The sequence below is a fragment of the Actinomycetota bacterium genome (assembly GCA_030019255.1).
Lineage (GTDB): Bacteria > Actinomycetota > Geothermincolia > Geothermincolales > RBG-13-55-18 > Solincola_A.
Genome location: JASEFK010000001.1, coordinates 329,761 through 355,497 on the forward strand (window position 1 = coordinate 329,761; position 25,737 = coordinate 355,497).

The 25,737-nt window shown below is 63.4% G+C and carries 22 protein-coding genes and 1 tRNA gene; 20 read left to right on the top strand and 3 right to left on the bottom strand.

The window, feature by feature from the left end; all coding sequences use genetic code 11:
- Window position 1 precedes the first annotated feature (1 nt).
- The 3 genes from lgt to QME84_01570 all read left to right on the top strand — a co-directional run bounded on the left by lgt (window position 2) and on the right by QME84_01570 (window position 2,401).
- On the top strand, window positions 2-769 hold the full coding sequence (gene lgt, locus QME84_01560) for a prolipoprotein diacylglyceryl transferase (GenBank protein ID MDI6872962.1): 768 nt from the start codon (window positions 2-4) through the stop codon (window positions 767-769).
- Between the two features lies 1 nt (window position 770).
- Window positions 771-1,697, top strand: a complete 927-nt coding sequence (locus QME84_01565) for an RluA family pseudouridine synthase (GenBank protein ID MDI6872963.1) — start codon at window positions 771-773, stop codon at window positions 1,695-1,697.
- Between the two features lie 407 nt (window positions 1,698-2,104).
- Window positions 2,105-2,401, top strand: coding sequence for a hypothetical protein (locus tag QME84_01570; GenBank protein MDI6872964.1), 297 nt, complete (start codon window positions 2,105-2,107; stop codon window positions 2,399-2,401).
- A 43-nt stretch (window positions 2,402-2,444) separates the two neighbouring features.
- On the opposite strand, the gene QME84_01575 is transcribed toward QME84_01570, so the two are convergent.
- A complete protein-coding gene (locus tag QME84_01575; protein MDI6872965.1) occupies window positions 2,445-3,392 on the bottom strand; it encodes a PD-(D/E)XK nuclease family protein in 948 nt (315 codons plus the stop codon).
- Between the two features lie 235 nt (window positions 3,393-3,627).
- Between QME84_01575 and QME84_01580 the strand changes: the two genes are divergently transcribed.
- The 17 genes from QME84_01580 (at window position 3,628) to coaE (ending at window position 24,965) form a co-directional block, all read left to right on the top strand.
- A complete protein-coding gene (locus QME84_01580) occupies window positions 3,628-7,080 on the top strand; it encodes a DNA polymerase III subunit alpha (GenBank protein MDI6872966.1) in 3,453 nt (1,150 codons plus the stop codon).
- Between the two features lie 102 nt (window positions 7,081-7,182).
- Window positions 7,183-8,448, top strand: coding sequence for a histidinol dehydrogenase (gene hisD / locus QME84_01585; protein ID MDI6872967.1), 1,266 nt, complete (start codon window positions 7,183-7,185; stop codon window positions 8,446-8,448).
- Between the two features lie 8 nt (window positions 8,449-8,456).
- Window positions 8,457-9,044, top strand: coding sequence for an imidazoleglycerol-phosphate dehydratase HisB (hisB, locus tag QME84_01590; protein ID MDI6872968.1), 588 nt, complete (start codon window positions 8,457-8,459; stop codon window positions 9,042-9,044).
- A 147-nt stretch (window positions 9,045-9,191) separates the two neighbouring features.
- Window positions 9,192-9,833, top strand: coding sequence for an imidazole glycerol phosphate synthase subunit HisH (hisH, locus tag QME84_01595; protein MDI6872969.1), 642 nt, complete (start codon window positions 9,192-9,194; stop codon window positions 9,831-9,833).
- A complete protein-coding gene (gene hisA / locus QME84_01600) occupies window positions 9,830-10,558 on the top strand; it encodes a 1-(5-phosphoribosyl)-5-[(5-phosphoribosylamino)methylideneamino]imidazole-4-carboxamide isomerase (GenBank protein MDI6872970.1) in 729 nt (242 codons plus the stop codon). The genes hisH and hisA overlap by 4 nt, the downstream gene beginning before the upstream one ends.
- Before the next feature lie 212 nt (window positions 10,559-10,770).
- A complete protein-coding gene (gene hisF, locus QME84_01605; protein ID MDI6872971.1) occupies window positions 10,771-11,529 on the top strand; it encodes an imidazole glycerol phosphate synthase subunit HisF in 759 nt (252 codons plus the stop codon).
- Between the two features lie 174 nt (window positions 11,530-11,703).
- Entirely contained in the window at window positions 11,704-12,897 is a 1,194-nt protein-coding gene (locus tag QME84_01610; GenBank protein ID MDI6872972.1) for an ABC transporter substrate-binding protein, read from the top strand.
- Between the two features lie 134 nt (window positions 12,898-13,031).
- The gene (locus QME84_01615) at window positions 13,032-13,928 is read left to right on the top strand and encodes a branched-chain amino acid ABC transporter permease (GenBank protein ID MDI6872973.1); all 897 of its coding nucleotides are present in this window, start codon (window positions 13,032-13,034) and stop codon (window positions 13,926-13,928) included.
- A gap of 66 nt (window positions 13,929-13,994) precedes the next feature.
- Window positions 13,995-15,122, top strand: a complete 1,128-nt coding sequence (locus tag QME84_01620; protein MDI6872974.1) for a branched-chain amino acid ABC transporter permease — start codon at window positions 13,995-13,997, stop codon at window positions 15,120-15,122.
- 169 nt (window positions 15,123-15,291) lie between these two features.
- The gene (locus QME84_01625; protein MDI6872975.1) at window positions 15,292-16,074 is read left to right on the top strand and encodes an ABC transporter ATP-binding protein; all 783 of its coding nucleotides are present in this window, start codon (window positions 15,292-15,294) and stop codon (window positions 16,072-16,074) included.
- A gap of 78 nt (window positions 16,075-16,152) precedes the next feature.
- A complete protein-coding gene (locus QME84_01630; GenBank protein ID MDI6872976.1) occupies window positions 16,153-16,884 on the top strand; it encodes an ABC transporter ATP-binding protein in 732 nt (243 codons plus the stop codon).
- Window positions 16,885-17,285: 401 nt separating this feature from the next.
- Entirely contained in the window at window positions 17,286-17,642 is a 357-nt protein-coding gene (gene hisI / locus QME84_01635; protein MDI6872977.1) for a phosphoribosyl-AMP cyclohydrolase, read from the top strand.
- 350 nt (window positions 17,643-17,992) lie between these two features.
- Window positions 17,993-18,631, top strand: coding sequence for a zinc ribbon domain-containing protein (locus tag QME84_01640; GenBank protein MDI6872978.1), 639 nt, complete (start codon window positions 17,993-17,995; stop codon window positions 18,629-18,631).
- Window positions 18,632-18,974: 343 nt separating this feature from the next.
- Window positions 18,975-19,060: transfer RNA gene (locus tag QME84_01645), tRNA-Leu, on the top strand.
- Between the two features lie 295 nt (window positions 19,061-19,355).
- Window positions 19,356-22,052 carry a DNA polymerase I gene (polA, locus tag QME84_01650; GenBank protein ID MDI6872979.1) on the top strand — a complete coding sequence of 899 codons (2,697 nt, stop codon included), beginning with the start codon at window positions 19,356-19,358 and terminating at the stop codon, window positions 22,050-22,052.
- 562 nt (window positions 22,053-22,614) lie between these two features.
- A complete protein-coding gene (gene rpsA, locus QME84_01655) occupies window positions 22,615-24,132 on the top strand; it encodes a 30S ribosomal protein S1 (protein MDI6872980.1) in 1,518 nt (505 codons plus the stop codon).
- 212 nt (window positions 24,133-24,344) lie between these two features.
- Window positions 24,345-24,965 (top strand): dephospho-CoA kinase, encoded by a 621-nt coding sequence (gene coaE, locus QME84_01660; protein MDI6872981.1) that lies wholly within the window; start codon window positions 24,345-24,347, stop codon window positions 24,963-24,965.
- Between the two features lie 6 nt (window positions 24,966-24,971).
- Here the strand turns inward: coaE and QME84_01665 are convergent, their stop codons facing one another.
- Window positions 24,972-25,181 carry a hypothetical protein gene (locus QME84_01665; protein MDI6872982.1) on the bottom strand — a complete coding sequence of 70 codons (210 nt, stop codon included), beginning with the start codon at window positions 25,179-25,181 and terminating at the stop codon, window positions 24,972-24,974.
- Between the two features lie 287 nt (window positions 25,182-25,468).
- Window positions 25,469-25,737 (bottom strand): transposase (locus QME84_01670; protein MDI6872983.1); only part of this gene is annotated, 269 nt, incomplete at its 5' end.

A 25,737-nucleotide genomic window follows, 5' to 3' on the forward strand; every position in this document is an offset into this window, starting at 1 on the left:
GTTGCGTCCCGAACTATTCAGGATAGGTCCTCTCACTGTGCATTCCTACGGGTTTTTTCTGGCCCTGGCTTTCATCGTGGGCATGCTGGTGAGCTTCCTCTACCTGCGGCGTAAGTTCATCGACGCCTACGTGGTCTTCGAGCTGGTCCTGGCCGCCGCCGTGGGAGGCATCGTGGGAGCCCGCCTCTTCTACGTCGTGGGCCACTGGAGGGAATTCTCCTCCCGCTGGTGGGAGGCTTTCAAGTTCTGGAACGTGCAGGGGCTGGTCTTTTACGGGGGCTTCATCCTGGGCATACTGGCCGCGGTGGCCGTGGTCAGGCTTAGGGGCGTTTCCGCGGGACAGGTGCTGGATTCGGGAGGTTTGGCCCTCCCTGCCGCCCTGGCCGTGGCCCGCGTCGGCTGCTACCTCAACGGGTGCTGTTTCGGGAAAAGTTCCGGCCTTCCCTGGGCGGTGACCTTTCCTTTGCGCACCCAGATGGAAATGGGCATGCCCCTCAATCCCGTGCATCCCACCCAGATCTACGAGCTGCTCATGGACCTGGGCATCTTCGTCCTCCTCCTGGCCGTGCACCGCCGTTTCCGCTACCGCGGGGAGATAATGCTCTCCTTCATCATGCTCTACGCGGTGGCCCGCTTCACCAACGAGTTCTTCCGCTATCACACTAATCCCCACGCGAACCTCTTCTTCCAGGCGCTGAGCGCGGCGGCTTTCCTGGCCACGGGGCTGGTCCTGGTTTTCCGGAGAAGGCTGCTCGCGGAGGACAGGTGACTTGCGTGTCTTCAGTTGTACCGTCGGCCCCGGGGATGCCGGCAAGAGGCTGGACGTATTCCTGGCCGAGCGGACCGGCCTCACCCGGGGCAGGGTGCAGAAACTGATCGCCGCGGGGAAGGCCAGGACGGGAGGCGAGACCAGGGAAAAGCACTACCGGGTGCGCCACGGTGAGGAGGTCAGCCTGGAACTTCCGCCACCCGAGCCGGCGGAACCGAAGCCGCAGGACCTCGGGCTGCGGGTACTCTACCAGGACCGCCACCTGGCGGTGGTCTCCAAGCCGGCGGGCATGGTGGTCCATCCCGCCGCCGGCCACAGGGAGGGAACCCTGGTCAACGCCGCTCTCTTTTCCCTGGACGGGCTGTCCGGGGTAGGCGGGACGCAACGTCCGGGCATTGTCCACCGCCTGGACCGGGATACCTCGGGCCTGCTGGTGGTGGCCAAGGACGACCGCGCCCACCTGCGCCTGCAGGAGATGGTCAGGGAACGCACCCTGAAGCGCTTCTACCTGGCCCTGGTACACGGGGTGCCGGCTTCACCACTGGGCACGGTGGAGGCCCCGGTGGGAAGGGATCCCCGGGATCGCAAGAGGATGGCCGTCACCTCCCGCGGCGGCAGGCCCTCGGTAACCCATTTCCGGCTGCTGGAGGACTTCGGCGCGGCCTCCCTCCTGGAGGTGGAGCTGGTGACCGGCAGGAAGCACCAGATAAGGGTGCACATGTCCTATATCGGGCACCCGGTGGTGGGGGATGCGGTTTACGGCAGGAAGGGGAAGCTAGAGAGGGAGCTGGGACTTTCCCGCCAGTTCCTGCACGCTTACAGGCTGCAGTTTCCCCATCCCTTCACCGGGGAGGCCCTGGAATTTGAGGAGCCCCTGCCCGCCGACCTGGCCGGAGCCCTGGACCGGCTGCGCGGCTCGGTCCCGTGAGGTTGTCCGCGATCTCCATCTCCCTCCCATCCCCATGGCGGGCAGCCCCCAGATGCCCGGGTTTGGGATGAATAGGGCCTCTACCGTCCCCCCTACCGGTGTCCTTGTCCTTTCACGCTGCGGGTCTGCCCGGGGACGGACCGTAGCCGAGAGCCCCTCATTTCCCGGCAAAGCCTGCGCGGCAGGGGAACGGAATCCCAGGTTCACCAAGCGGTCGCCTGCCACGAAAGGGGACCTGGGGGGCTCAACCCCATTGCGGGTACCGTATCCCCGTCCCAGGTGATAAGTACCGGCGGGTAACCTTTTACCGCCTCCGGAGGACCGCTCACCCCCCGAAAGGACGCGTTCTCGGGAATTGCTTAACCTTTCTCCGCCTCCGGGGGATAAAAATAGAGAAAGGAGGCAAAATGTGCCGGCGTCCCGCGAATACCAAGGCTGCCATATACAACGGCACATCCGGAAGCCTGGTGAGGATACAGCTTCTGACCCTCTTCCACCGCAACCCGGGACTGAAGGGCACCAGCGTGGAGCTGGCGGAGGCCATAGGGAGGGACCCGGACGCGGTGGAGGAACAGATCCGCAAGCTTGTCCAGCTGAGGATACTGGAAGAGGTTGAGGGAGGGCCCTCCTACCGCTACCTGCCACCCCGGAGTATGGACGGCGGTAAGGGGTTCGGTGGACCTGAAGCCCCGGAGATCAATTGAAGGTAGGAACGGGGTCCCCTGGAGGGGCGAGCGCAGCGAGGCCTCATATCCGATCATCACCGGGATGAAAACCGGGATCCAGCTCGAGGAGCTGCTTTTCCAGCTCCTCGATCATGCGGTCCAGGTTCCGGCGTCGGAGCAGGAGGGCCCTGCGCCGGGATTCCAGTTCTTCGCGCAGGTCCCCCGAGCTTGCGCGCGCGGGACAGATGTCCGTGAATGAGCACCAGGGACATACGGGGTTGGGGGTGGGCGGAAACCTTCCCTCCCGTATGCCTTCCGCCACGCGGGCCAGCCGCGCGCGCACGTCCGCCAGCGAGTCCTCGTCCCGCGGCGAGGTGGTGAACCTCTGGTTGATGAGGAGGTAGTAGAAGGTGAGCTTGGCGGGAGTGATGCCCCAGAGCTCGCGGCAGGCCATCTGGTAGATGGGGAGCTGGAGGTCCTCGCGCAGGCGCCTCAGTTCCGGCAGCCTGCGGTTGGTCTTGTAGTCGATGACCTCGTAACTTCCGTCGGGATGGCGGTCAACCCGGTCGATGACCCCGGTGAGCAGGTAGCCGTCCATGGGGATCTCGAAGCGTTGCTCGACGGCCACCGGAAGGCGGAACTGGTCCCGGTTGCGTAGATAGAAGGATTCCAGGACCTCCCTGGCATGGCGAAGGAAGCTCCTCTCCTCCTCCTCGTCGGCGTACCCCTCGCTTTCCCAGCAATTCTCCAACCGGGCCAAGAGGTCCTCCAGGGAAGGAGGCTCCGGGACGTCCCGTCCGTAGAACCATTCCAGCGCGGCATGGAGGCTCCTCCCGAAGGAGAGATAGGGTGAGGGCGGGACCTCCAGGCCGTCCACGTACTGGAAGCGGTAGGCGAGCGGACACCTCTCGTAGGTGCTGACTGCCGTGTAGCTCAACCTTATCTCCACTTCTTCCTCCGTTTCCCCGCGGACCCGCGGAGCGCGGGGGGCCTGCCTCTTCGCCCCCTCACGGGTGTCCCGGTCCTTCATCCACAAGGTATCTTCGGGGCGGCGGCGGCGAACCCCTTTCCCGCTCCCTCGGGGTGAACGCCTGTCGCCGGCGAAGGTTATAATAACCTACACCTGCGGGGTGGAGACAAAATCCCCGTAATGGGCGTCACGGCGCCGGCGGTGGGGAGACTCCCCCGAAGCGCCGGAAGGAAAAGTTGTTCCCCGGGCGCGTGGACCGCCGGGAGCCGGTGGAGGCGGGAGGTGAAAGTTGGGAGTGCCCTTCGCTCATCTGCATAACCATACCGAGTATTCCATGCTCGACGGCGCGGCCCGTATCCCCGACCTGCTGGAGGTGGCTGCGGAGATGGGATACGAGGCCCTGGCCATAACCGATCACGGAGGCATGTACGGGGTCATCCCCTTCTACCGGAAGGCCCTCCAAAGGGGCATCAAGCCCATACTGGGCGTGGAGGCCTACCTGACCCTGGGTTCCCGGTTCGACCGTCGCCCGGCCAAGGAGGATCCCAACTACCACCTCCTGTTGCTGGCCGAGAACCGGGAAGGCTACCGCAACCTGATGAAGCTGGTCACCATCTCCTTCATGGACGGTTACTATTACAAGCCCCGCATGGACAAGGAAATACTGCGGGAATACCGGGAGGGCGTAATCGCCCTCTCCGCGTGCATTAAGGGGGAGATAGCCACGCGCCTTCTGGAGGACGACTACGAGGGAGCGAAAGGTGCGGCGCGCGAATACCTGTCCATATTTGGGGATGGCAATTTCTTCCTGGAGATCATGGATCACGGCCTCCCGGAGGAGAAGAAGATCAACCCCGGCCTGGTAGAGCTGGGGAAGGAGCTGGGCATCGGGCTGGTGGCCTCCAACGACCTGCACTACGTGCGGCGGGAGGACCACTTTCATCACGACGTCCTCCTGTGCATCCAGACCAACTCCACCCTGGACCAGGAGGACCGCCTCAGGTTCTCCAGCGACCAGTTCTACCTCAAGAGCTACGAAGAGATGCGCCAACTCTTCGCCGACCTGCCGGAGGCCCTCACCAACGCGGCGGAGATAGCTGAGCGCTGCAACGTGGAGCTGGAGTTCGGGAGGTACCTGCTTCCCAAGTACGAGGTCCCGGAGGGCTACGACCTGGACGGTTACCTGGAAAAGCTGGCCTGGGAAGGGTTACGAAAAAAATACCCGGAGGTCACCCCGGAGCTGGAGGAACGCCTGCGCCACGAGCTGTCGGTTATACGGGAAATGGGTTTCTCCGGTTATTTCCTCATCGTCTGGGACTTCATCAAGTTCGCCAAGGAACGGGGCATTATCGTGGGTCCCGGGAGGGGCTCGGCCGCCGGGTCGCTGGTATCCTACTGCCTGGGCATCACCACCGTGGACCCCATTCGCTACGACCTCCTCTTCGAGCGTTTCCTCAATCCCGACCGCCGCACCATGCCGGACATAGACATCGACTTCTGCTACAAGCGGCGCCCGGAGGTCATCGACTACGTGGCCCGCAAGTACGGAAAGGAGCGCGTGGCCCAGATAGTTACCTTCTCCACCATGGCCGCCCGCGCGGCCATCCGCGACGCGGGCAGGGTCTACAACCTGGAGTACGGCAAAGTGGACCGGCTGGCCAAGATGGTCCCCGAGCAGTTGAATATGACCATCGACAAGGCCCTGGAGCTGTCGCCCGAGCTCAGGGAGGCCTACGAGGGGGACGAGCTGGCCAGGAAGATAATCGACACCGCCCGCAACCTGGAGGGCATCACCAGGCAGGATTCCATCCACGCCGCGGGGGTGGTCATCGCCGACGACGACCTTTCCAACTACACTCCCCTCCAGAGGCGGGGGCCCGATGAGGAGGTGGTGACCCAGTACGACATGGAGGCCATCCAGGCCATAGGCCTCCTGAAGATGGATTTCCTGGGCCTGCGCACGCTCACCGTGATCAGCGACACCCTGGACAACATCCAGAGGCGCCGGGGTACGCGCCTCGACCTGGAGGAAGTGCCCCTGGACGACCCAAAGACCTTCCAGCTCCTCCAGAACGGGGAGACGGTGGGGGTGTTCCAGCTGGAGAGCCCCGGCATGCGTTCCCTGCTCCAGGACCTGAAGCCGGAACGCTTCGAGGACCTCATCGCCGTCCTGGCCCTCTACCGCCCCGGTCCCCTCCGCAGCGGCATGGTCAAGGATTACGTGGACCGCCGGCACGGAAGGGTCCCGGTAACCTACCTCCACCCCGACCTGGAGCCCATCCTCGAGCAGACCCGGGGCATATTCATCTACCAGGAGCAGGTGATGCGCCTGGCGGTGGAACTGGCCGGGTATTCCATGGCCGAGGCCGACGGCCTGCGGGCGGTGGTGGCCAAGAGCAAGGCGGAGGAGATGAAGTTTCACCGCGACAAGTTCATCGGGGGCATGGTCGGAAGGGGCTATCCCCGGGCCCTGGCGGAAAAGCTCTTCGATCTCATAAGCCACTTCGGAGAATACGGGTTCAACAAGAGCCATTCCACCGCCTACGCGGTCATCTCCTACCAGACCGCCTATCTCAAGGCCCATTACCCGCAGGAATTCATGGCCGCCCTCCTTTCCAGCGTGGCGGGGAACAAGGACAAGGTCCAGGTTTTCGTCAACGAGTGCCGCAAGATGGGCATCCGGGTCCTGCCGCCGGACATCAACGAGAGCCACAAGGACTTCACCCCGGTGGAGGAGGGAATCCGCTTCGGGCTGGCCGCCGTCCGCAACCTGGGAGAGGCTCCCGCCGAGCGCATCATCGCCGAGCGGAGGGAGGGAGGACCCTTCCGCTCGCTGATGGATTTCTGCCTTCGTGTTGGGCAGGGAGTTGTGAATAAGCGTGCCCTGGAGAGCCTCATAAAGAGCGGGGCCTTCGATTTCCTGGGCTATTCCCGCAATCACCTCCTGAAGACCTACGAGCGGGTGGCGGACCTGGCGGCGGAGAAGCTGCGCCACCGGGAGGAGGGACAGCACAGCCTCTTCGAGGCGGCGGGCGGTGAGGAAGAGCCGGATCCCGTTGAAGCCCAGCCTCCCCTGGAGGAGCTCCCCCGGGACCAGCTGCTGGCCTACGAAAAGGAGATGCTGGGCATATACGTCACCGATCATCCCCTCATGCAGTACAGGGAAGCCCTTGGGCGCCAGGTGGAGTGCGAGATCGCCGACCTGGCGGGGCTGGGGGACGGCGCCGTGAAATGGATAGGGGGCATTATCACTGGCAAGACGCAGCGCATAACGCGCAAGGGGGAACTGATGGCCAGCTTGGTCCTCGAGGACCTGACCGGGAGGGTGGAGGTGACCGTCTTCCCGGCCCTCTACCTCCAGTACCGCGAGGCGCTCCGGGAGGACAATATCGTATGCGTAAGGGCAAGAGTGGAGGCCAGGTCCAGGGCGGAGACCAGGGAGGGCGAGGAGGAGGCGGCCACCGTTCGGGTGGTGGCCCTGGGGATCGCCGAGCCGCGCCTGAAGGGGCCCGAGGAATGCGACCTCTTCATCCACCTAGAGGACGGCCAGGTGGAAAGGGAGACCATGGACCGCTTGAAGGACATACTGGCCCGTCACCCGGGCGGCACCCCGGTGAAGCTGGAATTGCGGTGCGGCGATTCCCTCCGGGTGTTCAAGCTCCCCGACGGCCTGTGCGTCAATCCCGACGGCTCCCTTTACGCGGAGGTTCTCTCCCTGCTCGGCGAGGGCTGCATAACCCTGCGCTGAGGATGGTGCCGGAAGCCGCTCTCCCGTGTACAATTATCTATACCCGCTGACTGGAAGGCGGTGGCGGATGGCCGGAAAGTTGGAGTGGGTGGAGAAGGCGGCATGAAGGTCTGGAAGAGCGAGGATTACCAGGACCTGGAGGACCTCCGGGAGGCCCTGGGCTGGGATTTCTGGCTGGAAGGGGGCCCCTTGGATGAGGTGCGCTCCATTATCGACCAGGTGAGGCAGGAGGGCGATGCCGCGCTAGTGGAGCTCACCGCGAAGTACGACGGCGTGGACTTGAGGGAAGGCGGACTGCGGGTCACCGAGCAGGAGCTCCTGGCCTCACGGGAAAGGGTGGAAGCGGATTTTGTGGATGCCCTGCGCGTGGCGGTGAGGACGGTCACCGCTTTCCACCGCCGACAGACCTGGGAATCCCAGTTCTGGGATTCCGAGGAGGGGGCGCGCGTGGGACAGATGTACCGGCCACTGCGCCGGGTGGGTATCTACGTGCCCGGGGGCAACGCCTCCTATCCCAGCACGGCGCTGATGACCGTCATCCCCGCCCAGGTGGCCGGCGTGGGGGAGGTCGCGGTGTGCGTGCCCCCGGGAAAGGGAGGCGAGATAAGTCCCTATACCCTCTATACCCTGTATCATCTGGGGATCAGGGAGGTCTACCGGGTGGGCGGCGCCCAGGCGGTGGCCGCCCTGGCCCTGGGGACGGAGACCATAAGGCCGGTGGAGAAAATCGCCGGGCCGGGGAACATATACGTAACCCTGGCCAAACGTGAGCTCTTCGGCCTGGTGGGCATCGACATGCTGGCCGGACCCAGCGAGCTGGTTATCCTGGCCGACGAGACGGCCCGACCCGACCTGGCGGCAAGGGAGATGGCGGCCCAGCTGGAACACGGTGGAGGGGCAAGGGCCTGCCTGGTGACCCCCAGCCGGCGGGTCATAGACGAGGCGGGCAGGGAGCTGGAAAAGTGCCTGCGTCCGGGTCCAGGGCTGACCGAGCCCCAAGCGGTGGTGGTCAGGGACCTGGAAGAAGGCGCTCGCCTGGTGGATGTTCTCGCTCCCGAGCACCTGGTCATCGACACCCAGGACCTGACCGGGACCCTGAACCACATCCACAACGCGGGGGCCGTTTTTCTGGGCCACGAGTCCACGGTGGCCCTGGGAGATTACGCCGTGGGGACCAACCACGTCCTCCCCACCAAGGGGGCGGCGAGATACGCTTCTCCCCTGGGGGTGTATGATTTCGTGAAGCGCACCAACATCGTCTTTTCCAATTCCCGGGCCAACCGGAACCTGGCCTGGGTGGTGGAGACCCTGGCTCGGGTGGAGGGCCTGGTGGACCACGCCGAGGCCATGCGGCGGCGCCTGGAATAGGAGGGGACATGAGGGAACGCAGCTCCAAGGTGGAGAGGAAGACCGGCGAGACCGAAGTCAGCGTGAACCTCCGCCTGGACGGCGAGGGGGAGGTCACGGTCTCCACGGGGATAGGTTTTTTCGACCACATGCTGACCCTTTTCGCCTACCACGCGTGTTTTGACCTCGCCCTCCAGGCGCGGGGCGACCTGGAGGTGGACCAGCATCACACGGTGGAGGACGTAGGGCTGTGCCTGGGGGCGGCTATCCGCGAGGCCCTCGGGGACAAGGAGGGCATTCGGAGGTACGGATGGGCCCTGCTTCCCATGGATGAGGCCCTCTGCCTGACGGCGTTGGACATCAGCGGGAGACCTCACCTGAGCTACGGGGTGGAGCTCCCCGTGAAGCTCGTGTCGGACTTCGATCCCACCTGCGTCCGGGAGTTCCTCCAGGCCCTGGTGAACCAGGGCGGTTTCACCCTCCACGTGCGGGGGATGGCCGGGGAGAACCCCCACCACATTCTGGAGGCGGTTTTCAAGGGCCTGGGCAGGGCTTTGCGGGACGCCGTGGCCCGGGATACGAACGGAAGAGTCCCCTCCACCAAGGGAGTCCTCTGAGCCGGGTGTCGCCCCCTCCTGCCCCGGTGACGATGAAGCCTCGGGGTCGGCCGCCATCCTCGGAAGGGACTTAAAGCTTCCCGCCGTGATGTGTCATAATCGGTGCGAGGCCTTTCCTGGCTTGCGGACTTCTTCCGGGAGACGGACATGATCGCCATAGTGGACTACGGGATGGGAAACCTGCGCAGCGTGGAGAAGGCCTTCGTCTTCCTGGGGCACCAGGTATCGGTGACCGGCGATCCCCGGGAGGTGGCCGCCGCCGAAGGCGTGGTTCTGCCCGGGGTGGGAGCCTTTGGAGACGCCGCGCGGGAGCTGGAAAGGAGAGGCCTGACCGGGGTCCTGAGGGAGGTCCTGGAAAACAACCGCCCTTTCCTGGGTATATGCCTCGGGTACCAGCTGTTGTTCGAGGAGAGCGAGGAAAGCCCGGGCGCGAGGGGGCTGGGATTTTTGCCCGGCCGGGTGGTACGCTTCGGGCAGGGTCTGAAAGTGCCCCACATGGGATGGAATGACGTAGACCCTGTTCGGCCTCACCCCCTTCTGCAGGGCATCGAGAGAGGCACCTTCTTCTATTTCGTTCATTCCTATTACGTGGTTCCTGAGAGGGAGGAGGACGTGCTCACCCGCACCGAATACGGTGTCACCTTCGCCTCCGGAGCGGCGGTGGGGAAGGTAGCCGCCTTCCAGTTCCACCCGGAAAAGAGCTCCTCGGCAGGACTGCGCATCCTGGACAACTTCGCCCGGCTCTGCCAGGAAGGATGGCTGTCGGGCGAAGACCCTGAGGGGTGGTGAGGGTGTTCCGTATCTATCCCGCGGTGGATATCAAGGGCGGAAGGTGCGTGCGCCTGCTGCGGGGAGAACTCGAGAGGGAGACCGTCTTCTCCGACCGGCCCTGGGAGATGGCCTTGAGGTGGCAGGATGAAGGAGCCTCCTTCCTGCATGTGGTGGACCTGGACGGGGCCGTCGAGGGCCGCCCGGTCAACCTGGAGAGTGTCGAGGAAATACTGCGGAGGGTCAACGTTCCCGTGCAGGTGGGAGGTGGGGTGCGCACCATCGAGGATGCCCGTTTGCTGCTGGATATGGGGGCGGCTCGGGTAATTATGGGAACCCGCGTCCTAGCGGACCCCCTTTTTCTTCGCGCCGCGGCTGAAACCCTGGGGGAGAGACTGGTAGTCAGCCTGGATCTCCGAGGGGGTAGAGTGGCGGTGGGGGGCTGGACCTGGGAGCTGGAACGTCCTCTTGCCGACCTGGTGGATGAACTGGTGAGTTCCGGCGTGAGGAGGGTACTGCACACGGACATCCTGAGGGACGGGACCCTCGAGGGTCATGCCGGGAGCGTGCCCGGGGAATTGCTGGGCCGGGGACTCGGGGTCATCGTCGCGGGAGGGATAACCAGTCGCCGGGACCTTATGCGCCTGAAGGAGCTCGCGGCGCTCGGAGTGGAGGGAGCGGTGGTGGGCCGGGCCCTTTACGAGGGGACCGTTTCCCTGGCGGAGATCCTGGACCTCGAGGAGTGAGGCCGGGGGTGACAAAATCTCGACGCATCAACTCAACGGGGCTGTTTCCCGAGCCGTGGAAAGGGGTGGAAACGGGAGGAGGAAGTGAACATACGCGCCGAGCGCATCATGCCCCGCCAGGGCGTGGACAAGGGGCCGGGGAAATAAGAATTGTCCGGGGGACCCTTCCCTGGTAAGGGAGACCCGATGCACGGCCCGAGGAGGAAGCGGACATGCACACCAAGCGCATCATACCCTGCCTGGACGTGGACAAAGGAAGGGTGGTCAAGGGGATAAACTTCGTCCGTCTCCGGGACGCCGGGGACCCGGTGGAGCTGGGGGAGGTCTACGACCGGGAGGGGGCGGACGAGCTGGTCTTCCTGGACATCACCGCCTCCCACGAGGGCCGGGAGCTGGTCTTCGACATGGCCGCCCGGGTGGCGGAAAAGGTCTTCATCCCCTTCACCGTTGGAGGGGGAATAAGGAACCTCGAGGACATAAGGCGCATGCTGGCCACGGGAGCGGACAAGGTGTCCCTCAATACCGCGGCGGTGGAAAACCCCTCCCTGGTGGAGGCCGCCGCCGGGAGGTTCGGTTCCCAGTGCGTGGTGGTGGCCATCGACGCCAAGAGAAGAGATGGGAGTTCCTGGGAGGTGTACGTGCACGGCGGAAGGACCCCCACCGGCCTGGATGTCCTGGAATGGGCGCAACGCGTCGAAACCCTGGGTGCGGGGGAGATCCTGCTCACCAGCATGGACCGGGACGGGACCAGGCTGGGTTACGACCTGGAGCTCACCCGCGCGGTGTCTGAGGCAGTGCGGATACCGGTCATCGCCTCCGGCGGAGCGGGAAACCTGGAGCACCTCGCGGAGGTCATCCTGGAAGGGGGGGCGGACGCCGTGCTGGCCGCCTCCATATTCCATTACGGGGAATACAGCATCCGCCAGGCTAAGGAATACCTTCGCGACCGGGGGATTCCCGTCCGCCTGTGACGAAGAAGGGCGCCGCGGACGGGAAGCGGGCGGGAACGGTTTACACGCGCGGAAAGCTTGTGGTAGAAATAACATCTAAAGCGGTGGTTGATGCTTTCAAAAGCGGGAAAGAGGCTTTCGGGCATAGGAAAGCCTCGGATGGAGGTCGGGAAAGAGTGAGGGGGTCGAATGAAATTGTCGAAGGTAAAGCCGCTGTTGGTCCTGTTGGCGGTCGCCGTCCTGGCGGGGTCCCTGCTGGCCTTGTCGGGTTGCGGCGGCGAGGAGGGCACCACGACCAAGAAACCCATCAAGATCGGGGTGGTGCTCTCCGAGAGCGGGGCCAACGAACCGCTGGGCAAGCCGGAACGCAACGCCATCGAGCTCTTCGTGGAGAGGCTGAACGCCAATGGGGGGATTAAAGGTCATCCCGTGGAAGTGATCATCAAGGACGACCAGAGCGATTCCAACAAGGCGCAGCAGGCGGTCATCGAGCTCCTGGAGCAGGAGGACGTGGTGGCGGTCATCGGATCCAGCGGAACGGGTCCCACCCTGGCCATGAAGCAGGAGACCAGCAAGAGGCAGGTCCCGCAGGTGTGCATGGCCGCCGGGGCCAACATCATGGAGGGCGATATCACCTGGATATTCCGCACCCCGCCCACCGCCACCGAGGCGGGAAAGAAGGCCCTCGAATACATCAGCGACGTGCTCAAGGTGAAGAGGGTAGCCCTTCTCTACGACACCAACGCCTTCGGGACCGACGGCAAGAACGTGGTGGAGAAGGAAGCCGCCTCCTTCGGGCTGGAGGTGGTGGCCTCAGAGGGGTACCAGACCAACGACACGGAAGAGACCATGGACACCCACCTGACCAACGTTATGACCGCGGCGCCCGAGGTAATCCTGGTCTGGGGGACCAACCCGGGGCCGGCCATCATCGCCAAGCGCATGCGGGACAAGGGCATAAACCTTCCCTACGTCGGCAGTCACGGTATTGCCAACCAGCAGTTCATCCAGCTGGCGGGCGAGGCGGCCAACGGGGTGGTCTTCCCGGCAGGCAAGATGCTCATCTACGAAAAGGTACTCGAGCCCGGCTCCCCGGAGTACGAGTTCATCAAGGACTTCGACGAGGCCTACCGGGAAAAGTACGGACAACCCATCAACACCTTCGCCGGGCACGGTTGGGATGCCATACTGATCATCACCGAGGCCCTGAAGAGGGTGGGGCCTGACGCCACGCCAGAGGAGCTGCGCGACGAGATCGAGAGGACTGAGGGACTGGTGGGGACGGCGGGCATATTCAACTACTCCCCCCAGGACCACAACGGCCTCTCGCCGGATGACCTGGTGATGGTCGAGATCGTGAACTCCCAGTGGGAGCCGGCCGAGCGGTAAGCTCTAACCGAGACGGAGACGGCGGGGAGGCTGGTTCCGAAGCCGGCCTCCCCTTTTTCGGCCGTGCATGGGTTGATGACCGCGCCGTTTCATTCGACGGCGGGGGTCGGACCGGGAGGAAAGGCCTTCAGCCGATGCTGGATTTCTTGAGGAATTGCCCCCAATACCTGGCCAACGGACTGGCCAATGGATGCCTATACGTCCTGGTGGCCATGGGCTTCAACATCATCTACAACTCCACCGGGATAATCAACTTCGCCCAGGGGGAATTCTCCATGTTTGGGGGACTTTTCGCCTACGCGCTGGCGGTCTCCGCCGGCCTCCCCCTGCCCCTGGCCGCTTTGTTGGCCGTGCTGGCGACGGCCGCCGTCGGAGGGATCATGGAAAGAGCCATGATCTATCCCCTGCGGAGGGCCGGGGTGCTTACCGCCATCATCGCCACCGTGGGGGCTTCCATATTCTTCAAGTCCCTGGGGAGGGTGTTCTGGCCCAGCGAGGCCTACAAGGTCCCCGAGTTCACCCCCGGCACCTTCCGCCTTCCCGGGGCCACCGTGTCCAGGCAGTTCCTTTGGGTGATAGGGCTTACGGTCATCTGCGTGGCGCTGGTCTACGTCTTCTTCAGCCGCACCAGGGCGGGGAAGGCCATGCGGGCCTGTTCGGTGAACCGGCAGGCGGCCACCCTGGTAGGGATCAACGTGTCCCGCATGTCCCTGTACTCCTTCATCCTGGCCGCGGCCCTGGGCGGAGCGGCGGGGCTGATAAGCGCCCCGTTCGCCAGTTACGGCATGGGGCTGGAGATGGGGGTCAAGGGTTTCACCGCCTCGGTGGTCGGGGGGTTGGGGAACACCTTCGGGGCCGTGGTGGGAGGGCTGGTGCTGGGGCTCCTGGAGGAGCTCATCCCCGGCTTTCTCACCGTGGTGCTGGGTGTTTCCACCGGCTACAAGGGCGCGGTGGCGGCGATAATACTCATCGCCGTCCTCCTCTTCCGGCCGCAGGGACTTCTGGGCAGGGGAATGGTGGAAAAGGTATGAGGTCATGCCGCCGTCCAGCCCGACACGGAAACGGCATGACTTTGGATGGAAGGGAATGGAAAGGGAATGAGGGACACACCGGAGGACGGTAAGGTCCTGAGGTATGGAAAAGGAGGCGGTCCGCTTTCCTCGGCCGTCAGGGGTGCACTGTCCCTCGTCCGCTCCTACCCCGTTTTTCTGGGGTTGGGAGTCTTCCTGGGCCTGCTTCCCCTGTGGGCGGATTACCTCTCCAGGCCGCTGGGTATCCCCATCGTCATGGTCATGCGCCTGGTAGGCATCTACACCATCGCCGCCGTGGGGCTTAACCTGCTCATGGGCTACGCCGGACAGGTGTCCCTAGGTCACGGGGCCTTCTTCGGTATCGGGGCCTATACCTCGGCTCTCCTGTGTGTTAAGGCCCACTTCCCTCCCTGGTTGGGGATCCCCGCCGCCGTGGTGGTGGCGGCTCTCGTCGGTCTCGCGGTCGCCCCGGTGTTGAGGCTCCGGGGACATTACCTGGCCATGGCCACCCTGGGGCTGGGCATGGTGTTCTTCGTCTTCATGCGCGAGATGACCTGGCTCACGGGAGGGAACGACGGCCTGCGCAACATACCACCCCTCTCCCTGCCGGGGCTGGCCGTCGGGGAGGGCAGGAACTACCTCCGCAAGGAGTACCACTTCATCTGGGTAATCGCCCTGTTGGTGCTGCTGTTCTGCTTCAACCTGGTGCGCTCCCGCTCCGGGAGGGCCATGCGCGCCCTGCACCAGTCGGAGGTGGCCGCGGAGGTCATGGGCGTGGACGTTTCCTGGGAGAAGATAAAGGTCTTCGTCCTCTCCGCGGCCTTGGCCGGACTGGCGGGGGGGATATTCGCCCATATCCAGGGATACATAGATCCCAACCTCTTCACCATCGTCCTCTCCATCCAGCTGGTGACCATGGTGGTGGTGGGGGGCATGGAGAGCATCTGGGGGGCGGTGGCCGGGGCGGTAGTCATCACCTTCATCCCCAAGGTAGTGGAAGCCCTTCCCAAGTGGTTGGGGGAAGTGCCGCGCTGGGTGGAGAAGTACAGCAACTACGAGGGCATCATCTACGGCCTCATACTGGTACTCACCATGGTCTTCATGCCCTCGGGGATAACCAAGGGGCTGTCGGACATGATAAGTTACCGTCGCAGCCCCTTTGTCAATCCCTTCCGCAGGAGGGCGCTGGATTGACACGTGGGGCGGATCCGCGCCAGTCCGGAGGGTTTCGGGGGACGGGAATGGAAGGGTCGGGATGAGTTAAAGAAGGACCGAGGGGATTTCAGCAAGGCGAGCAAACTCGGTACCATCTTTAGCATGGAAGGTGGGGGTCTAGGGAAGGAAGGGCCTGCGGGCTGAAACCATGGAAGACATATTGGTAGTGGAGGGTCTTACCAAGACCTTCGGCGGGCTGGCCGCGCTCAAGGAGGTCTCCTTCCGGGTGCGCTCCAACCTTATCAAGGCCATCATCGGCCCCAATGGAGCGGGAAAGACCACTTTATACGACCTTTTGACCGGGCTGTACCCTCCGGATGGAGGGAGGGTGGCCTTCCAGGGGAAGGAAATACTGGGACTGCCGCCGCACCGCATAGCCGCCCTGGGTGTCGCCAGGACCTTCCAGACGGTGCGCATCTTTCCGGAGATGACGGTGAGGGAGAACGTCATGGTGGGTCTGCACCACCGCACCCGGGCGGGCATGTTCGCCTCCGCCCTCCGTCTTCCCCGGGCCCGCCGCGAGGAGACCTGGATGTGGGAAGAGTCCCTCGCCTACCTGGACATGGTGGGATTGGAGATGCAGGCAGATAATCTGGCGGGTTCCCTTCCCTTCGGGCAGCAGCGCCTGCTGGAGGTGGCCAGGGCCCTGGCCACCTCGCCACGGCTTATACTCCTGGACGAGCCGGCGGCGGGCCTTAACGACTACGAGACACGGGAGCTGGGGGAGATCATCAGGCGCATCCGGGATGAGGGCGTGACCGTTCTCCTTGTGGAACACGATATGGGATTGGTAATGAGTATATCCGAGGAGGTCCTGGTCCTGGACCACGGGGAGGTGATCTCCGAGGGCACTCCCGGAGAGGTGCGCAACGACCCCCGGGTGATCGAAGCTTACCTGGGAGCGGAGATAGGCGGGGGAGGAAGCATTTAAGTTTAGATGAGATGTAGCTGGATGGCAGAAAACGACAGGCCACGGTAATAGAGGGTTGTCCGCGGTGGAGGGAGCGGTTTGCTGGAGATAAACAACCTTTCCGCCTTCTACGGGAACATAGAGGCCCTGCGGGCCGTGGATCTTTGGGTGCGGGCGGGCAGGATAACCACCATCATCGGCGCCAACGGGGCGGGAAAGACCACCCTGTTGCGGGCCATATCCGGGCTGGTTCCCACACGCTACGGCGAGATAAGGTACGTGGGTACCAACATCTCCAACCTGGAGCCCCACCGCATCGTGCGCATGGGCATATCCCACGTGCCGGAAGGGCGACAGGTCTTTTCCACCATGACCGTAGAGGAAAACCTGTACCTGGGGGCCTACCTGCGCTCGGGCCGAAGGCGTTCCCGCGAAGTGATGGAGGACATGGAGTTCGTATGCCGCCTCTTCCCCGCGCTGGAGGCCAGGCTGGGACAGGTCGCGGGCACCCTCTCCGGGGGCGAACAGCAGATGCTGGCCATCGGGAGGGCGCTGATGGCCAGGCCGCGGCTCCTTCTCCTGGACGAGCCCAGCATGGGCCTGGCCCCCATGGTCATCAGGGACATCTTCTCCTGCCTGAAAAGGCTTAACCAGGAGGGCCTCACCATCCTCCTCGTGGAGCAGGACGCCATGATAGCCCTGAGCATCTCCGATTACGCTTACGTCATGCGCGCGGGCAAGATACGCCTCGAGGGCGAGGCCTCCGAGCTCCTGGGTCGGGAGGAGATAATCCACCTCTACCTGGGGGAGGAGGAGGCCATCGGCGGATAACCCGGCGGTTGAACCCCGGCAACGGTCTCTTGGTTCGAATTCCGTTGGCATATCGAGGGGTTCAAGCGGAGTCGTGCCGCGCCGGAACGGGTACCGGGCAGCGGGGAAGGTTGAGGGGTACGGCGCGCGCCGAAAGAAGGCCGTCGCCTCCTGCGCGGAATGGATGAGAGGGAAACGAAGTTCGTGGATGTTCAGGCACAAGTAAACGAATGGGTGATCGGTTCGAGCACGCCGGGAGGCGGACGTGGAACGCCCGGGGGATGTTCAGGCACAAGAAATGAGTGGAATGATCGGGGTTCATGCACCCGGGGAGGAGGGAAGGAGACGGAATAGACGGCCGACCGGGTCTTGAACAAGGGATGGGTTCAGCGGGTTTCTTTCCACCGGGAGGAGAGAGGGAGATGGAAGTTGAACTGCCGGAACTGAAGTTCGACCGGGATGGGCTTATACCCGCCATCATCCAGGACCACGAAAAGGGAGAGGTCCTTATGCTGGCCTACATGGACCGCGAAGCGCTGAGGCGCACCTTGAGCAGCGGGAGGACGTGGTTCTGGAGCCGGAGCCGCAGGGAGTACTGGTGCAAGGGGGAGACTTCCGGCCACCGCCAGTACGTGCGCAGGATCCGCTACGACTGCGACGGAGATGCCCTGCTGGTGGAGGTACTGCAGGTGGGACCGGCCTGTCACACCGGGGAGCGATCCTGTTTCTTCCGGGAGATCCAGGGCGCAAGGACGGACCTGTCCCCCGAATCACCTTGATGGGGAACGCCTCCACCCGCCGTCCAGCGTGGGGCGCGTGCGGCTCCCACCGCTTTATACCGAGGTTTCCCCGTCGATAAATGGTTTAGTCCGGGAGGGCTCTTTCCGGCGGAAACGAAGGGAAAGGGGGCGCCTGCCCGGTTTACGGAAGAAAGGAGAGACCATGCCCTCCTGTCCTTACTGAGGAGCCGAGAACCCCCGAGGAGCGGCTTTCTGCTCCCTTTGCCTTGCCAGGATTATAATGCTGGCTTTCTTCCTGTTCCTCACCCTTGGAGCCCTGGGAGGGTGGCTGGCGGAGAAAAGGTATCTGGGGTGGGGCGTCGAAGCATTTATCGGGAGGGTCGTATATCATGATTTGTCCCCATTGCGGAGCCGAGAACGCGGACAACGCGGAGTTCTGCACCCTATGCCTCAAGCGCCTCGAACCAGTCGCTGGGGCGGTTGAGGGCGGGGGGGAGACCTCCCGGCCGGGGGGTGGGTATGCCGCCCCGGGGGAGTGGAGGCCGGACGTGGTCTCCACCGCAGGCAGGTTGCGCCCCGCGGCCAAGGAGAGGATAAGGCATTTTCGCCTGCGGGTGATCGCGTATATAGCCTTTGCCGCCGCCCTGGCGGCCTGGCTCGTCCTCAGCCTGACCGTGTGGGGCAATCCCCAGCCAGGGCATAGGGCGGCCCAGATAATGGAAGCCCTAAACGCTGGGGAGGAGGAGCGGTTCGTCTCCCTGTTCCTTTCCTCGGATGCCGCGGGAGCGGAAAGGTTGTTCGGGGAAGTATCCGACTACCTGGGAGGAGGGGGTTCCTTCCGGGACCTCAGGTTCCGCGTGGATCAGGAAGATCCCTACACGGCCAGAGTTTTTCTGGAGGGAGGCACCATACGCTTCGCTGGCGGGGAGGCGCGGGCCATCGATCCCTCCGATGGTCTTGTAATCCGCCTGGAGAACCGGGGTGGTAAGTGGCTGGCCGCCGTGGGGGGCACCAACCTCATCCCCTGAGCCCATGAGAAGCCCTACCGGGCGATCTTTCCTTCATGTCCCGGCATGCTGCCATGAAGTGGAAAGCACGGCACCGTGTGGCTCTGCGCTGTCTCATGGAGAGATAGAACCGGAGATGGTCCTGGTCCTCGAGGTAGGTCATGGGGGGGAAGCATCAAGGAAAGAGGGGACTTCGGTTAGGTGTAGATAAACAGGTGGATGCAGGGAAATCTCCACGTAAGGACAGGGAAAACTCCCCGGCATCCTTATGTGAACCAGACCAGGCGGAAGGAGGTTTCTCCCTATGTATCCCGTGGATGATCCCCGGCAGGGGTGTTAAAATCAGGATGGATAAGAGCTCGGGGCCGAAGTGGCGGAATGGGTAGACGCGCTGGTCTCAAAAACCAGTGGGGTTTCCCCGTGCCGGTTCGAGTCCGGCCTTCGGCACCAGGAGAAAGCCCCGTAAGGGGTTTTACTTTTCCAGCTGGTCGAGAGGGATGCCCTGGACCGCGATGACGATTTAATGCTTGAACTTCTTTTCCCGCGGGGCGCAGATAGCCCCCCACGACAGGAATGAGGTTCGCGGGCGGAGACCTTTCCCCGGGAACAGGGAGAGTCCCGGGGTATCGCAGGGTGAACTTGTCACCCCCATGCCTTATCCTGAAAGTGCGTTCTCCTTGGATGCGGGGACGGGGCACCAGCCCCGTCCCCGAACCTCGCCCCCGCGTGATCTTGAGGAAGAGTGGTGAAGGTGAAGGAGCGAAAGAGAGAAAGGTACGTCCTGGTCGATGGACACAGCCTGGCTTACCGGGCCTATTACGCACTTCCCGCCGACCTTTCCACCTCCTCCGGCCAGACCACCAATGCCGTGTATGGATTCGTCTCCATGCTCATCAAGATCCTGGAGGAGCTGCGTCCCGACGCCCTGGTGGTGGCATTCGACAAGGGGAGGCCCGAATTCCGGCTGGAACGTTTCGAGGAGTACAAGGCACACCGCAAGCCCATGCCGGATGACCTCCGGGAACAGATGGACATCATCCGCGCCTTGCTGGAGGCCATGGATATCCCTTTTCTGGAGGTGGAGGGCTACGAGGCGGACGACGTCCTGGCCACCCTCAAGGACAGGCTCCCCTCGCAGGCGGAGGTCTTCGTGGTCACCGGGGATCGGGATGCCCTGCAGCTGGTGGATGATAGGGTGCGCGTGGTGGCCAACCGCAAGGGCATCACGGATATCGTGGTCTTCGACCGGGAAAAGGTCAGGGAGAAATACGGCGTGGTACCGGAACAGATCGTGGATTACCTGGCCCTCAAGGGAGACACCTCGGACAACATCCCGGGGGTTCCGGGAGTAGGGGAGAAGACCGCTGCTGCCCTGATCCAGAGGTTCGGAGACCTGGACGAGATTTACCGCTCCCTGGACAGGGTGGACCAACCACGCTGGCGCCGCCTGCTGGAGGAGAACCGCGACAGCGCGTACCTCAGCCGGGAGCTGGCCCGCCTGCGCCGCGACGTTCCCCTGGAGCTTCCCGATCCGGAGGTCCTCAAACTCAAACCCTGGGACCAGGAGCAGGTAGGGCGCCTTTTCCATTCCCTCGAATTCCGCAAGCCGGCGGAGAGGCTTGCCTCGCTGCGCCGGGAACTCTTCCCTTCCGCCGGGCAGGAATCGCCTTCACTCCGGGACAGAGAAGGCAGCCCGGATGACCTTGAGGCGAAGGAAGTGGACTTGCCCGCCGTACTCGAGGTTGCCCTGCGCCGCGGCGAGGTGTACATCTATCCCTCGCTGGAAGGGGAGGGGTTCACGCGGGGGAACCTCAAGGCGGTCACCATCGCCGCAGGAGGAAGATATGCCCGCCTGCTTGTGAACGGTAATCGGGGTGAAATAAAGGCCCTCCTCGACGGTTTACGGGAGCGGGAGGGAGTGCGCGTCGTATGCTACCGGGGAAAGGAACTTATGGTCCAGTGCGCCAAGCTGTGGGGCGCGTTCCCGCAGGTGCACTTCGACGTTCAGCTGGCTTCCTACCTGGTGAACCCCTCGGATTCAAGCCACGAACTCAGGGGCATGGCGCAGCGCTACCTCAACCTCACACTGGGGGAGGATAGGGGCGGCCAGCTTGGCCTCCTGGAAACGGAGGAAGAGGAGGCCGCGGCGGATGTCCGATGTGCCCTGGTGATGGGAAGGCTGGCCGACGCGCTGCGGGCGGAGATGAACCTCCGCGGCCTTACCCCTCTTTTCGAGGATGTGGAGATGCCCCTCCTGGAGGTACTGGCGGAGATGGAGATCTGCGGGGTACGCCTGGATTCCGGATTCCTGACCTCCATGGAGGAGGAGCTGCGCCGGGAGATAGGAGGGCTGGAGGAGGAGGCCGAGAAGCTGGCCGGTTGCTCCTTCAACCTGAATTCGCCGCAACAGCTGGCCCACGTCCTCTTCGAGGTCCTCGGCCTGCCCCCGGTGAAGAGGACCAAGACGGGGTATGCCACTGACATGGGGGTGCTGAACGCCCTGCGGGACAAGCACCCCCTGGTGGAGGTGGTACTACGGCACCGGGAACTCTCCAAGCTCCTGGGGACCTATGTATCCGCTCTGCCCAGGATGGTCGACCCCCGTACCGGGCGCCTGCACGCCTCCTTCAACCAGACGGTGACCGCCACCGGGCGCCTTTCCTCAAGTAACCCCAACCTCCAGAACATCCCCGTCCGCACACCCGTGGGAAGGAGCATCCGGAGGGCCTTCATACCCACGTCGGAGGAGGGCTGTATCCTGACCGCCGATTACTCTCAGATAGAGCTGAGGCTGCTGGCCCACCTCTCCGGAGACCCGGGACTGCGGCGGGCCTTCGAGATGGGCCTGGATATCCATGCCGCCACCGCCTCCGAGGTCTTCGGCGTCCCCCTGGAGGAGGTGGACGGGGAAATGCGCCGGCGCGCCAAGACCATCAACTTCGGCGTCATCTACGGCATGAGCCCTTTCGGCCTCGCGGAACAGCTGGGTATCGATACCGAGGAGGCGGAGAGGTACATCGAGGCCTATTTCCGGAAATACCCGCAGGTAAGGGCCTACCTGGACCGGGTGGTGGAGGAGGCCACCCGCACCGGCTACGTGACCACCCTCCTGGGACGGAGAAGGGAGATCCCGGAGCTTCTCGAGGGCAATCACCGACTGCGGCGCCTGGGGGAGAGGCTGGCTTTCAACACTCCCATCCAGGGCAGCGCCGCGGACATCATCAAGGTGGCCATGGTCCGCGTGCACCGTCGCATCAGGCAGGAGGGCCTGACCTCCCGCATGATTCTGCAGGTACACGACGAACTGGTCTTCGACGTGGAGAAGGGAGAGGAAGAGGCGGTGGAGGAACTGGTGAGGGAGGAGATGGAGAACGCCTATCCCCTCGAGGTTCCCCTGCGGGTGGAGGTGGGAAAGGGCCCTTCCTGGTACGAGGCCAAGTAGGTTTCCCGTTCCTGCCGGCAAGCGAAGCCGCAACCATCCTCGCTCGAGATTCCAACCATGCGTGGAGCGGTTGGCGTGTGGAACTGGCAAATCTCACTTTGGTTACTAATCTGGCCCGGAAAGCGAAGGGCCCTCGGGATGTCGGGGGAAGAAATACCTTGGTGCCTGCTTTTCGGGCTTAAACTGCCCGGCTTGGAATTTCAGGTGACAGGGTCTTCAGCTCGTGTAAAGAATAGGCAGATTTAGGGAAATCTCCACATAAAAGGAGGGAAACCTCCCTGATATCCTGATGTAAACCACACCGAACAGAAAGGAGGTTTCTCTCGATGGAAATGGTAGCAAAAACGGTAGAGAAGGGATGTTGTACCGTTTCAGCAGGCGCTTTCAGGGTTGAAAAGGGTTGAGAGACCACCCTATCATCATGGCAAAAACCAAAGGCCGACAGGACGAAGGTAGGAGGGGTGCAAATCCGGAAAATTGATGTTAAAATAAGTTGTCCGTGTGCCGGCCGTTAAAAGGAGTGAGGCCATGGATAAATCTTACAACTGGAGGAAAGGATTAAATGCTGGACCAGTACGAAAAGGAACAAGAGCAGGAAACCCCCGTTAAGAACCCCGGTCTGACCACCCCCCTGACCAACTTCGATTACTCCGACAGCGAGGTCCCCGACTACGACCGTACCATCAAGGTCTTCTCCGAGGGAGACATAGTCGCGGGTACGGTGGTCAAGGTGGACAAGGACGAGGTCCTTCTGGACATCGGCTACAAGTCGGAAGGGGTGATCCCCGCCCGGGAGCTCTCCATCCGCTACGGGGTCAAGGCGGATGAAGTGGTCAAGGTGGGAGACCAGATCGACGCCCTGGTCCTCCAGAAGGAGGACAAGGAGGGCCGCCTCATTCTCTCCAAGAAACGGGCCCAGTACGAGCGTTCCTGGGGAGTCCTGGAGAAGTGCATGCTGGAGAACCAGCCCGTGGAGGGAGAGGTAATCGAGGTGGTCAAGGGAGGGCTGATCCTGGACATCGGGCTGAGGGGATTCCTTCCCGCCTCCCTCATCGATGTCCACCGGGTTAAGGACCTGCATTCCTTCCTGGGCACCAAGCTCACTTGCAAGATCATCGAGATGGACCGCAACCGCAACAACGTGGTCCTTTCCCGCCGTGCCTACCTCGAGGAGGCGGCCAGCGAGAGGCGGAAGATCCTCCTGGACAACCTGGAGAAGGGCATGCGGGTGAGCGGGAAGGTGTCCAGCCTGGTGTCCTTCGGGGCCTTCGTGAACCTGGGAGGGATAGACGGCCTGATCCATATCTCCGAGCTCTCCTGGTGCCACGTGGAGAAGCCCAGCGAGGTGCTCTCGGTGGGAGACGAGGTAGAAGTGGAAATCCTGGACGTGGACAAGGAGAGGGAGCGCATCTCCCTGAGCCTGAAGGCCTGCCAGGAGGACCCCTGGGAGAAGCTGTCCCGGGAGGTGCGCATAGGCGAAACGGTGCGGGGCAGGGTTACCAAGCTGGTGCCCTTCGGCGCTTTCGTCGAGCTGCGGCCGGGGATCGAGGGCCTAATCCATATCTCCGAGCTCTCCAATCGCCACGTGGAGCAGCCGGACGAGATCCTGGAGGTGAACCAGGAGATAGAGGTCAAGATCATTGACATAGACATCGACCGCCGGCGCATAAGCCTGAGCCTCCGTCAGGCGGCCGGTAAGGCGCGCCGCGCCGCGGAGGTGGAGGAACCGGAGCCGGAGGAAGCGACGGCGCTTCCCGAAGAGGCGGAGGAAAAGGCTACCGACCGGGTCCAGGCCTCCGTCGATGAGACGCGCCTCGAGGAGGAAGAGCCGGAATCGGCCATCGGGGAAGCGCCGGCGGAAGTCCCGGAGCACGAGGCCGTTGAGCTCGCCGCCGAGCCGGAAGGCGTTGAGGTGAGGGAAGAGGAAAAAGAGGAGGAAGCGGAGGCGGCTTCGCCTCAGGAGGAGACTTCCGCCGTTCCCAAGGGTGCCGGGGAGGAGGGCGAACCGGGGGAGACGAAGGAGTACGCGGAAGGAACTCTGGAATCCATAATCGAGGACATGAAGCGGGGAAGCCGTTAAGGACCGAGCCGCGAGCAGGTGGAAGAAGGGGCGCCGAGGCGGCCCTTCTTTAATGGGAAGGTTTACTCCTCCGCGAGGAAGGAGGGTTGCCGGCCGGAGAAGCCGCCGTGGGCCCGTGAGAGGAAGAACTTCGCCGGGATGGGCGGCCGCGTGGGTCCGGACGGTCTGCTACGGGTGACGATGAGGATAACGGGGGGAGCGACTTGTTCTACGTGGCCCTGACGGGAGGAATCGCCAGCGGCAAAAGCACGGTCTGCCGTCTCCTGAGGGAGAAGGGGGCGCACATCGTGGATAGCGACCTCCTGGCCAGGGAGGTGGTGCGAAAGGGCACGCCCGCATGGGAGGAGATCGTGGAGCATTTCGGCCGCGAGATACTGACCCCCGAAGGCGAGATCGACCGCGGCAGGCTGGGGAAGATCATCTTCTCCCGTCCGGAGGAAAGGGAGTTCCTGAACCGGGTGACCCACCCCCGCATCTTCCAATTGATGACCGAGAAACTGCGGGAGCTGGAAGAGGTAACGGGCGGTGAGGGAGTGGTGATCCTGGATATTCCCCTCCTGGTGGAGGCGGGAGCCGGGAACCTGTTCCAACTCAACCTGGTGGTGGATACCCCTCCCGAGGAACAGGCCAGGAGGCTAGTAGAGGACCGGGGTCTTTCCGCCGAGGAGGCGTGGGCGCGCATAAGGTCCCAGGCCGCAAGGGAGGAGCGGCTGCGCTGCGCGGACCTGGTCATCGAAAACGACGGCAGCCTGGAGAAGCTGAGAAGCGAGGTGGATCGCGCCTGGGAGGAGATAAAGGCACGGATGGAAGCCCGCGGGGAAAGCGGGCGTTAGGCCGTTTCACCTGCGCCCCAGGGCCCTCTCGCGAAGGGCCGCCTCTATCTCCCCGCTGTAACGCTCGTAAACGGGACAACCGTACTGGAGGCACAGCCGGAGCTCTAGGGCACAGCGGGGTTGTTCGACCTGCCAGCACTCCAGGCCCTTAATATAGGCCTCGCAGGAGAGGTACTGGCTGGCCGGGCAACCACGCAGGCGACTGCACTCGTTCATGCCCTCACCCGTTCCTCTTGAGGTATACTAGTATCAGCGGGCTCCGATGAGCCCTTTATTACCTTATTACATGATAGAACCCGCCGGGGAGGGAACACAACCGAACAGCATGTTCCGGAAATCGGCGGTGACCTGAAAGGTCCGGTATTCCGCCCGGTCGCGCGGCCTGCGGCAGCGGGAAACGTCGACCCCGAAAGGACGTCGAAGAAGAAGGGGCATCGAAACCCCGCTGGAAGTGGTACGACCGAGAGTTTTAGAGGTAGCGTCAAGGATTTTGTGTCAGCCACCTAGCCTTCCTCCTCCCATCCCAGGTTGCGAAACCCCCTGAGCCTCCTACATGAGAGCTTGTCGTTTTCGGAACGCAAGATCAGGTAGAGAACGGAGATCAGGCTCTCCTCGGAGGAGAAGACCTCTATGGTCTTGGTCCTGCGCTTTATCTCCTTGTTGATCCTCTCCAGCTGGTTGGTGGTGTAGATGTAGGGGCGCACCTGCTCCGGGTACTTAAGGAAGGCGGTGAGGGAGGCAAAATTCTCCCTCCAGTAGCGCACCAGGTTAG